Source organism: Mycolicibacterium arseniciresistens, from assembly GCF_030519285.1.
In the GTDB taxonomy this organism is placed as follows: Bacteria; Actinomycetota; Actinomycetes; order Mycobacteriales; family Mycobacteriaceae; genus Mycobacterium; species Mycobacterium arseniciresistens.
Genome location: NZ_JAUMSQ010000259.1, coordinates 1 through 10,630, shown reverse-complemented (window position 1 = coordinate 10,630; position 10,630 = coordinate 1). Strand labels below are relative to the sequence as shown.

Here is a 10,630-nt window from a genome sequence, read left to right as displayed (position 1 = left end):
AGTCGGCGTCGTAGGCACTGGTCAGGTAGGCGACCGCGGGCGTCGGCAGCACGCCGACCCGCAGCGCGTCGACGCCTTCGCTGGTCAGCCCGGCGATCACCGCGGCCTCCAGCATCTCGCCGCTGGCCCGTGGGTCGCGGCCGACGACTGCGACGCGCCGTCGGCCGTGCCCGCCGGTGGCGCCCAACCTGCGGGCCGCCGCCGAGCCCAGCGCCAGCGCCAACTCGGCCGTCAGGTCCCGATTGGCGACGCCGCGCACCCCGTCGGTGCCGAAGAGTCGACCCATGCGCACAACCTCTCACACATCGCGGTGCGAGAGCCAACCCGCGCGCATGCCGTCCGCTCCGCCGCCGAACCGATACGGCGGCGAGACCCGGACAGCCCACCGCCCGTGTCCGGAAGCGGACACGGGCGGTGAGGTCAGGTTTCGTTAGCGGTTCGGGCCGCCCTGAGTTCCGGGTTGCGGATTTCCGGGAGGAACCTGCCCTGACTGCCCCGGGGTTCCGGCGTTCTGAGTCACGGCGACGTCGCCACCTGGGAGGTTGCAGAACGTCTGGGTGTCGCCGGTTTGGTCGACCTCGCCGAGGACGGCAGCGGTCACGTCGGTGCCGCAGATGGCTGCGATCACCTGCGCGGCAACGCCGACGTTCACGTTCTCGAGGATTGTCACGTCTCCGACACCGACGTTGACGAGGCCGTCCTGCACGTTGAGCGGCTGCGCGGTGGCACTGCCCATACCGACGGTGAACAGCAGCGAGCCGCCGATCATTGCACCTGCGGCTGTGGCCTTCATGATGTTCTTCATCTCGGTGGATCCCTTTCAGTCGTGGAAGTTGCGGTCCGGCCCCTCGACGAGCGACTGGACTCGTACCGGAGGCAGGAATTGCCTGCCAACGCCGCTACGGCGCCCGAACTTCCTGACAGAGGGCTTCCTCGATCAAGGGAAAGATCAAACCGTTTTCACAGAAATCTTTTTGGAAGGAAGCGTATAATGCGTCCAACTAATTAACTGAGACGTAAATAGTGCTGTGCTTAGCCGCAGGTCGCATTCCTATCTATGAGATCGGGACCGCTCGGCGGGTCGTTACTGGCCGATGGAAGCCGCCGTCAATTCAAACGACTCACCGCCCGTGTCCGGGCGGACACGGGCGGTGAGATCGGTGAGTTATCCGGTCTGGACTGGCGCGCTGTCGGGCGTCTCGACGCCCTCCGGGCCGGTCTCAGCGGCGCCGCTCTCGGCACCCTCGGGCTGCGCGGCGTTCTGGGTCACCACGAGGTCGCCACCGGGCAGTCCGGCGCACACAGTCTGCTCGGTGCCCTCGGCGTCGACGCGGTCGGCCAGGGCGGTCACCTCGGCGACCTCCGAGCCGCAGATCGCAGCGGTCTTGGTCGCGGCCTCGTCGGTGCTCACACCCTCGAGGATGGTCTGCTCGGCGACGGCGACGTTCACCAGGCCGTCCGGGGTGTTCTGCAGGGGCTGCGCGTTCGCGGTGCCCAGGCCTGCGGCGATCAGCAGCCCGCCACCCATCAGGGTGCCCGCTGCGACGTTCTTCACGATGCTCTTGGCGTTCGTCATCAATCACTCCTCTCGGATTCGGTAGCAACAGTCCGGTCTGCGACTCGCGTCGCACCAGAGGCAGGGTCCTGCCGACGCCGCATGGCGTCCGTGCTCCGGGATCGAGGGTTTCGCAGCGGCGGGGCGGAACTCAAACTCACCGTCGCCGAACCGGGCACACCGTGATACGCCCTAAGTAACTGCTGCGCCGTCACTCCCGCGCACAGCGCCGGCTCGGTTTACTCAGACCGCAGTGTGTGACGGCTCACAAACGCCGATCGCCGAGCATGCACGCGGCATGCTCGGCGATCGGTTTTGCGTCTCTGCGCAGATCAGCGCTTCGAGTACTGAGGCGCCTTGCGGGCCTTCTTGAGGCCGTACTTCTTGCGCTCGATGGCACGCGGATCACGGGTGAGGAAGCCGGCCTTCTTCAGGGCCGGCCGGTCCTCGGGCTGGACGATGATCAGCGCCCGGGCGATCGCCAGGCGCAGCGCGCCGGCCTGCCCGGAAGGTCCGCCGCCGTCGAGGTGGGCGTAGACGTCGAAGCTCTCCAGCCGGTCGACGGTCACGAACGGCGCCTTGATCAGCTGCTGGTGCACCTTGTTGGGGAAGTAGTTCTCCAGGGTGCGGCCGTCCAGGTTGAACTGGCCGGTGCCGGGCACCAGGCGCACGCGGACCACGGCCTCCTTGCGGCGGCCGACGGTCTGAATGGGCCGCTCCATGTAGACCGGCTCGCGGGCCTCGGTGGCTTCGGCGGCCTCAGTGGCCTCGGTGGCCTCGGTGGCCTCGTCGGTCACGGTGGCCTCGGTGGTCACGTCTTCGGTCGTTTCGGTCACTGGGCCACCTGCTTGATCTCGAACGGAACCGGCTGCTGCGCGGCGTGCGGATGGTCGGGACCCGCGTACACCTTCAGCTTCTTCTGCACCTGGCGGCTCAGCTTGGTGTGCGGCAACATGCCGACGATCGCGTTCTCGACGACGCGGGTCGGGTGCTTGACCAGGAGCTCGCCGATGGTGCGCCTGCGCAGGCCGCCGGGGTAACCCGAGTGGCGGTAGGCGAACTTCTTGGTGAGCTTGTCGCCACCGATGGCGACCTTCTCGGCGTTGACGATGATGACGAAGTCGCCACCGTCGACGTTGGGCGTGAACGTCGGCTTGTGCTTGCCGCGGAGCAGCTTGGCTGCTTCGACGGCGAGCCGGCCGAGGACCACGTCGGTGGCGTCGATGACATACCACGAATGCGTGGTGTCACCCGCCTTCGGCGTGTACGTAGGCACAGCGCTTACCTCTTCTTCTCGGGGTTCCCGGTGACCCGGGGTGCCGGTCAGGCGTTGACGGTGAAGTGGTCTCGGCGACCGACAGTGACCCGAGGACTTCGTGCGTACCGCACGCCAACGGAGCAGCTTACCGGTGCACGTCGTCGCAGGTCAAAACGCCCTTTGCGGGTCCCGTGCGGCGGGCCGACCAGGACACTGAGTCTACCGTCGACGCTGGTCAAGCCGCCTTGACGTCTCCTGCCCGTACCACGTTGACCAGCGAGAACACGTGGCGATCACCGCAGCGGCTCCGGTTTTTGCACCCAGGGCTGTCGTTTCGGCATCGCCACGACCCTCAGCGCAGAAACCAGGCCAGGCCGTCGAGCACACAGAGCTGTGCGGTCACGACTTTTGAACCGTCGCCGTCAGTCGCCTCCGCCGCCTCCGCCGCAACTGCTCCCCCCGCCGACACAATCGCTGCTCCCGCCGACGCAACCGCCGTCTACGCAACCTCCGCCGTCGCCCTGGCCTCCAGTCCAGCGACGGCGCCTCGCCTCGTTCACACGCTTCTTGACTGAGCGGTTGTCGAAATACTCCTTGGCGATGACGGCGACGATCACGAAGACGAACAACGCACTGAGGATCAGCGCTAGGAACGTCGCGTCATTCACCGTATCCGTCGCTTCCGTCGGCGCCATCCCACATTCCGCCGCGATTGACGGCGATTCGCGAGACTTGGTCGATCGCATACCACCCGGCCAGTCGACCGTGCCCGCCGTCCATGAATAAACGCTACGCCGTCAGTGCGCCAAGGCAATACCGACGACAGGCGGGTCGTTGCGGCGGGAAACAGCCGCTCGCACCGCTGTCGGTCTGCCGATACCTCCGTGCGTGGCGATCACCGCAGCGGCTCCGGTTTTTGCACCCAGGGCTGTCGCTTCGGCATCGCCACAACCCTCAGCGCAGAAACCAGGCCAGGCCGTCGAGCACACAGAGCTGTGCGGTCCCGCCGGGCTCTCCTCCCAGCAGGACCGCACAGAGTCTGTGATGAATCGCGTCACCACCCCCAAGCGCCGGCGGCACTGCGGTCGGTGGCCGCCATGTCGTCGGCGCCGTCGCGGACCGCGTTGCCCAGGCTGAACAGGATCTCGTTGAGCGCCGCGGCCGCCTGATCCCACCGGACCTGCTCGGCCCGAAACGCCTCGGCCGCCTCGCGCGTCCAGATCTGCTGCAGCGGCGCGATGTGCGAACGCAGTTCGTCGAGTGCCGCGTTCATCCGTGTCGACGTCTGGTGGATCTCCTGACGAACCGTGTACTCGATCTCGTCGAAGTTGTAGGACAGCACCTGATCCATGACGGTTCCCGTTCTCTCAGAGGTTCGTGGCGACGGCGTCGATGCGCTGCGAGTGACCGTCACCGGCGTCGCGCAGCGTCCGTTCGTTGTGCCGGATCGTCTCGGCGATCCTCTGCAGCGCCACATGGAGTTTCGTCGACTCGGCATTCCACCGCTCGACCACATCGCGGAACCGGGTCGCCGCCACACCACCCCACACCGACGGCGGCACACTGCCCATCCTGCCGATGAAGGACTGCAGCATCGCGCGGGTCTCCTCGTTACGCGCGTCGACCTTGCCCGCCACCGAGGTCATCAGGTCGAAGTCGGTGTTGAGCGCACCACCGCCGGGTGTCGTCATGGGATCGCCTTTCCAGTGTCGTTGTGCGATATCAAGTTCGACGCAGCGCAGAGCAATCCGGTTCCCTCGATTCCTCAAAAGATCGCATGTGCGGATCGGACGGCCCTGTCACAGACGGCTCCGACCTGTCGCTCGGGGTCCGGCGGTCCCTGGCACCCGACGCCGATCCGCACGGCGCCGTCGACGAACACCGACCAGTCGATGTGGCGCCCCGGCCGGATCTCGCGGTAGGACGCGACGGGTCGATCTCCCCTACGCTGGTCGGGCACGAAGTCGGTGAAGACACCAGGCGTTTCGTCGGCCAGCGCGACCCGCAGGGTGTTGGCGACCTGTTCGGGTGTCGTCCCCGGCGCCACGGGCGACTGGGTGAGTAGTAGCGCCGTCTCCGGGTCGTCCGGCGAGTTCACCTGCACGCGCGCCGATCCCGGCCCGTCCGTGATCCGTTCCACGGCCCACACAGCCGGCACCTTGATCGCCACCCGGCCCTCGACGAGCAGTGTCTCCGGTCCGTCGGGCACAGGTTCAACCGGGTCGGCCCGACCGGTGAGCGCGACGCCCAGTCCCGCGACCGAGAGGACCGCGCCACTGAGGACGGCGACGCCGCGGCGGCCGCGACGGCGTGGCGTCGTCACCGCCATGTCGGCTGACGGTTCGGGCGCGCAGAGATTCGCGGCAGCGGCCCGAACCGCGCGGCGGTCGACGCGCATCACAACGACTCCGTCCGGTCGTACCGAGTCGGCGATCGCAGAACCCAAATCGACCGCTCCCGGCACGTCCGTGGGTGCGTCGATGACGACGGCGCCGCCGATGCCCACCGCGTCGGCCGCCGCCAGGCCCACCCGCAGCGGATCGCCGACGCGGGGCAGCGCCGCGACTTCGTCGCCTGCGGTGACGACGACGAGGTCGGGACCGATCTCGACCACGGCCGGATCCACCGCGGACACCGCCGCGCGCAGCGCTTCCGCGCGGGTGAGGACCACCACGTCGGTAGCCCACGACTGCGCCGCGGTGCGCACTCGATCGACACGGCGTGGCGGCCACCACGTCGGACAGACCAACACCACCGCGTGCACCGGTCCCCCGGCGGCGAAACGCAGGACGTCGCGCCACAACTCGTCGGTCGGCACCGGCCGCTCCCCGACGAGCGCCAACCCCGAGTCGACGAATTCCAGTGCAGCCAGAGCACTCTCACTGTCGACGGAGCCGACTCCCGACACCGCCATCGGCCCCACCTCGATCACCGCGGTCACGGCGGCTCAGTCCACCCCACCTGGACGATCTGCTCGTCCGCGGTTCGGGCCAGCAGCACGGCCCGACCGGGCGGGCGGACCGCCGGCCGCACCGACCCGAGCAGCACGCCGTCCTCGGGCTGCACACTCATCAGCAAGCCCATCGTGCCCAGGTCGCGCAGCTGGGACAGCAGCGGATCGAACATCGCCCGCGCCGCGCCGCCCGAACGGCGGGCGACCACGACGTGTAAACCGATGTCCTTCGCGTGCGGCAGGTAGTCGACCAGCGCCGTCAACGGATGACCCGCACTCCCCGCGACGAGGTCGTAATCGTCGACCACGAGATAGATCTCGGGCCCCGACCACCACGACCGGTCACGCAGCTGGCGCTGTGTCACCTCATCGCCGGGCAGGCGTCCGCGCAGCCGTTCCAGCAGGGCGGGCAGGTGAGCGTTCACCGCGCCCACGGACATCAGGTAGGCCCGGAGATGATCGGTCTCCACCACACCGAGCAGCGTCCTGCGATAGTCGACGATCACCAGTTCGGCGCACCGCGCGTCCCTGGTACGCACGATCTCGGCGCACAGCGTGCGCAGCGTCGAGGTCTTCCCACACCCCGGCTCCCCCAGGACGATGAGATGTGACTGCTCGTCGAAATCGAGCGTGACGGCCGCGAGTCGCCGCTCACCGACGCCGAGTACGACCGGGCCGCCCAGAGCGGCTGCCGCGGTGAGTTCGGACAGCTCGACCCGCGCCGGAAGCAGCCTGATCGGCGCCGCACCCCGGCCGTGGTGACGCGCCCGCAGGTACTGCGCACCGTCGGCGAGCGCATCCGCAAGCCCGGCCGGGCCTGCCACACCGTCCAGCCGCGGCAGTGCGATCGTGAAGTCGGCGCCGTCCCTGGTGATCCCGCGGCCGGGTGGGCAGTCGACCAGATCCCTTGCCCGCCTGCGATCCATCTCGGACTCCGCCGGATCGCCGAGCCGCAGTTCGATCCGGGTGCCGAGCTGATCTTTCAGTGCGGGACGGATGTCCGCCCACCGCGATGCGGCGAGGACGACGTGCACGCCGAAGGACAGGCCCTGTGCGGCCAGCGCGGTGATGGCGGCGTCGAGGCCCTCGAAGTCCTGACGCACCACTGCCCAGCCGTCCACGACGAGGAAGACGTCACCGAACGGGTCGGCGGCAACCGCCGGATCGCCGGCCGCCCGCCTGCGCCGGAACTCCGACACCGAGTCGATGTCCAGTTCCCGGAATCCGAGCTCGCGGGCCCGCACCACCGACTCGAGTTCGGCCACCGTGCGGCGGACCAGATCGCTCTCGTGGCGGCCGGCCACGGCGCCGACGTGTGGCAGGGCGTGCAATGCCGCCAGCGCCCCACCGCCGAAGTCGAGGCAGTAGAGCTGCACGTCGCGGGGATCGGAGGTCGCCGCCAACGCCAGCGCCAAGGTGCGCAGGGCGGTCGACTTGCCGCTGCGTGGCCCGCCGACGACCGCCACGTTGCCTTCCGCGCCGGAGAGCACGGCGGTAACCAGATCCCGGCGCTGCTTGAACGGCCGGTCCACCAGGCCGATCGGGACGGTGAGCGCTCCGAGGCCGCCATGGGTCAACAGCTGGTCCAGCGTCGGCGGCTCGGTCAGCGGCGGCAACCACACCCGATGTGCGGGCGTGCCGTGACCGGCCAACCGGTCGAGCACGGTGTCGAGGACGCTGCGGCCCGAGCTCGCGCCGGGCCCGGCTTCGGCGGGTGGCCGGGGCACCGGCACGGCGGAGAACGGCACGGCGATCGGCGCGGTCGCCGAGGATCGCACAGGCTCGACAGCCGTGCCCGAGACGTAGGCGGTCTGGAATCGGATGAGTTCCCCGGTGGCCGTTCGCAGGTACGCCGCGCCCGGTGCGCCGGGCAGGTGGTGGGCGTCGGGCACTCCGAGAACCGCACGTGATTCACCGGCGGAGAATGTCTTCAGGCACACCCGGTAGGACAGATGATTGTCCAGACCGCGCAGCCGTCCTTCGTCGAGGCGCTGACTGGCCAGCAGCAGGTGCATGCCCAGTGACCGGCCGAGCCGCCCGATCGCCACGAACAACTCCGCGAAATCGGGGTGCTGGCTGAGCAGTTCGGAGAACTCGTCGACCACGATCAGCAGGGACGGCAGAGCGGGGAGGTCCGGGCGACGGGCCTTCGCCCGGTGGTACTCGGCGATGTCGGCGAAATTGCCCGCCGCGCGGAGTGCCTCCTGCCGGCGAGTGACCTCACCGGACAGCGCGTCCTTCATCCGGGCCACCAGATGCGCCTCGTCGGCCAGATTCGTGATCACCGCCGACACGTGGGCGGCGCGATCGAAGCCCAGGAACGTCGCGCCGCCCTTGAAGTCGATCAGGATGACGTTCAGCCGGTCCGGAGGGTGCGAAACGAGCATGCCCAACGTGAGTGTGCGCAGGAACTCCGACTTCCCCGACCCGGTGGCGCCGATGCACAGACCGTGGGGACCCATCCCCCGGTGCGCCGCCTCCTTGACGTCGATGTGGACGGGTTCACCGTGCTCGGAGACACCGACCGGCACCCGCAGTTGCGCTGCGGCATCGCGGGATCGCCACACGTCGGCCGTGTCGAGGTGGGTGAGGTCGATGCCGACCAGCGCCGGCCAGTCGGTGCGGCTGAGCAATGGATCGTCCGCTTCGGCGGCCACCGGCAGGTATGGAGCGAGCCTGCGGGCACATGCGACGGCAGCAGCCGCATCCAGACCGTCGGCGAGCACCCGTTGGCCGTCATCGAGTGTGAGGACGCCGCCGTCGACGATCCACGGTGTGGTGCCGCGCGGTGTCGTACCGGCCGCTGCGACCAGGAGCACCGTCACCGCCGCGCCGGTCTGCGAGCGCAACGGTTCCGGGATCTCGGGCACCGCGAGGTCGACGACGATCACAATGCCGGCACAGCCGTCGAGGAGATCGGCCGCCGCATCGCGCGCGGCCGCGACGGTGGTGTACGTCATCCGCGCCGGTCCAGCGCCGTCGAAGGTGTCCGGATGCCGGTGATGCGGGAACCATTTCAGCCAGTCCCAGCAGGGCCCGGTGGTGGGGTCGGTGACCGCGGCGATCCTGACGTGCTCAGGGCCGTGCAGCACCGCCACCTGACACAGCACGGCCCGCAACAGGGTCCGCACGGCGTCACCCGCACCAGTGACGGCTATCGCGTCGCCGCGGAACAGGTCGACCGCGACGGGCACGTCGGTGACGATGCCGCGGCTGCCGATGAGCCGATCGACCGCCGAGGTGGCCACCGGATCAGGTTCCTCGACGGGTCGTGCGGGAGGCGCGATCAACCGGGTGGACAGCGGTTGGGTCCCCAGCCCGAGGCGGACGTGACCGAAGTCGTCATCGGTGGGTGCACGCTCCCACATCCGCGCCCCACCGGCCAGGGTCCACAGCCCGTCGGGTGGCGGATGCCGCCAGTGCGACGATCGGTGTTGTGCCCGCGCGGTTTCGGCGGCCGCCCGGTCCAGCGCCTGAAGGTACCGCAGATAGTTGCGTCGCCCTTGGTCCAGCTCAGCGGTCCGGGCACCCCGCAGGCCGTAGGCCAGTGTGCCGACCAGCGAAAGCACCATCATCACCGGGAACAGCAGATACATCGGGCTGCGGGGACCCGAGGCGCCGGAGGTGAAGTAGAGCACCATCATGCCGCCGGCGGCGACCACCATCGCGACCGGAAGCAGCCGCGCCAGCGGATTGGCCGGCGTCACGTGCGGCACCTCCGGCGGAGGTTGCACGGCGATGTCGCCGTCGGCCACCGCCGGCACCGACAGCCGCTTGCCTCGGATGAACTCCATCGTCGATCAGACGGCGCGGGCGCCGAACGGGTTCCATCCCCAGGCAGGAAATTTGGCGCGCACCGATGCCCGCACCGTCGGTTACGGTGACATCGCCGACGATCACGGGGGGTGATGCGGTGTCGGATTCTCTGCGCCGGATTTCGGTACACAGCGTCGACGGCGATCATTGCGGGACAGTTGATCTCGCATTGCCGTCGGCGATGACCATTGCGGAGTTGCTGCCGTCGATCATCGACGGGGTCGGAGTGCCGGGCCCGGATGCACCGATCCGCTGGCGGCTGTGCCGCGTCGCAGGCGCGGTCCTCGACCAGTCGATGAGTCTGTCGGAGATCGGCGTCCGCGACGGTGAGGTGCTCCTACTCTCCCGCCACGAACCGCCGCCACCAACTTTCAGATCGCAGGACCTTTCGACGGTGGTGGCCGATGCCGCGGCGGGCGGCCCGCCGTCGCGGCTGATCACGTCCGCAGCGACGGCCTGGACGGTCGCGGCCGGTGCGGTCGCAGTGACATGCGCCGCTGTGTCGTCCTCCACCGCAATACATCTCGGCATTGTCGGCGCACTCGCCACCGCGGCGGCGGCTGCGGCGGTGGTCGCCGAACGGACGGGTCCGGACCCGTGGTGGCGCCGTAGCCTGCAGCACGTCGCGTTGCTGCTCGCCGCGGTGCTCGGCTACCGGATCGTGCCCGGCGGTCCGGCCCCGGCCAACTTCCTGCTGGCCGCATCCTCGGTGACCGCGGCGTCTATCCTGTTGCTCCGGTTGTCCGTTCGGCCGTCCGTGTGGTTGACAGCGGTCGCCGTCACCGGCTCGCTCATCGCCGCCGCACTCGGTGCCGCGGTGATGTGGGCGGCGCCGACGGCCGTCATCGGAACGATTCTCACCGTGCTCGGTCTCGTCATGCTGAGTTCCGCGGCGCGGTTGTCAGTGCTGCTGGCCGGCTTGGTGGCGGCGGGACACACACTGGACGTCGAGGGTGACGCCGACCGGCGGGCAGCACGAGGGCGGTGGCTTCTCACGGCCCTGGTGGCCGGCGCGTCCGCTGCAGCGCTGGCGGGCGTGCTGCTGGTG

10 protein-coding genes and 1 pseudogene are annotated in these 10,630 nt (G+C 69.3%); 1 reads left to right on the top strand and 10 read right to left on the bottom strand.

Going from position 1 to position 10,630, the window contains the following annotated elements; translation table 11 throughout:
* The 10 genes and pseudogenes from Q2100_RS24595 to eccCa all read right to left on the bottom strand — a co-directional run.
* Positions 1 to 286 (bottom strand): annotated as a pseudogene (locus Q2100_RS24595) (phosphoglucosamine mutase); the annotation flags it as partial.
* 144 nt (positions 287 to 430) lie between these two features.
* The gene (locus Q2100_RS24590) at positions 431 to 805 is read right to left on the bottom strand and encodes a hypothetical protein (RefSeq protein ID WP_302916160.1); all 375 of its coding nucleotides are present in this window, start codon (positions 803 to 805) and stop codon (positions 431 to 433) included.
* Positions 806 to 1,165: 360 nt separating this feature from the next.
* Positions 1,166 to 1,576, bottom strand: coding sequence for a hypothetical protein (locus Q2100_RS24585; protein WP_302916159.1), 411 nt, complete (start codon positions 1,574 to 1,576; stop codon positions 1,166 to 1,168).
* 311 nt (positions 1,577 to 1,887) lie between these two features.
* Positions 1,888 to 2,352 (bottom strand): 30S ribosomal protein S9, encoded by a 465-nt coding sequence (gene rpsI / locus Q2100_RS24580; protein WP_407667683.1) that lies wholly within the window; start codon positions 2,350 to 2,352, stop codon positions 1,888 to 1,890.
* A gap of 35 nt (positions 2,353 to 2,387) precedes the next feature.
* Positions 2,388 to 2,831: a 50S ribosomal protein L13 gene (rplM, locus tag Q2100_RS24575; RefSeq protein ID WP_264011164.1), complete on the bottom strand. Its 444-nt coding sequence runs from the start codon at positions 2,829 to 2,831 to the stop codon at positions 2,388 to 2,390.
* Between the two features lie 404 nt (positions 2,832 to 3,235).
* Positions 3,236 to 3,508, bottom strand: a complete 273-nt coding sequence (locus tag Q2100_RS24570) for a hypothetical protein (RefSeq protein ID WP_302916157.1) — start codon at positions 3,506 to 3,508, stop codon at positions 3,236 to 3,238.
* Positions 3,509 to 3,867: 359 nt separating this feature from the next.
* Positions 3,868 to 4,164 carry a WXG100 family type VII secretion target gene (locus Q2100_RS24565; protein WP_302916156.1) on the bottom strand — a complete coding sequence of 99 codons (297 nt, stop codon included), beginning with the start codon at positions 4,162 to 4,164 and terminating at the stop codon, positions 3,868 to 3,870.
* A gap of 16 nt (positions 4,165 to 4,180) precedes the next feature.
* The gene (locus tag Q2100_RS24560) at positions 4,181 to 4,504 is read right to left on the bottom strand and encodes a WXG100 family type VII secretion target (protein ID WP_269893785.1); all 324 of its coding nucleotides are present in this window, start codon (positions 4,502 to 4,504) and stop codon (positions 4,181 to 4,183) included.
* Positions 4,505 to 4,578: 74 nt separating this feature from the next.
* Positions 4,579 to 5,754 carry a type VII secretion-associated protein gene (locus Q2100_RS24555; protein ID WP_302916155.1) on the bottom strand — a complete coding sequence of 392 codons (1,176 nt, stop codon included), beginning with the start codon at positions 5,752 to 5,754 and terminating at the stop codon, positions 4,579 to 4,581.
* The gene (gene eccCa, locus Q2100_RS24550) at positions 5,751 to 9,560 is read right to left on the bottom strand and encodes a type VII secretion protein EccCa (protein WP_302916154.1); all 3,810 of its coding nucleotides are present in this window, start codon (positions 9,558 to 9,560) and stop codon (positions 5,751 to 5,753) included. Before eccCa ends, Q2100_RS24555 begins: the two co-directional genes overlap by 4 nt.
* 65 nt (positions 9,561 to 9,625) lie before the next feature.
* Here eccCa and eccD point away from each other — a divergent pair.
* On the top strand, positions 9,626 to 10,630 hold a 1,005-nt coding region (gene eccD / locus Q2100_RS24545), incomplete at its 3' end, for a type VII secretion integral membrane protein EccD (protein WP_302916153.1).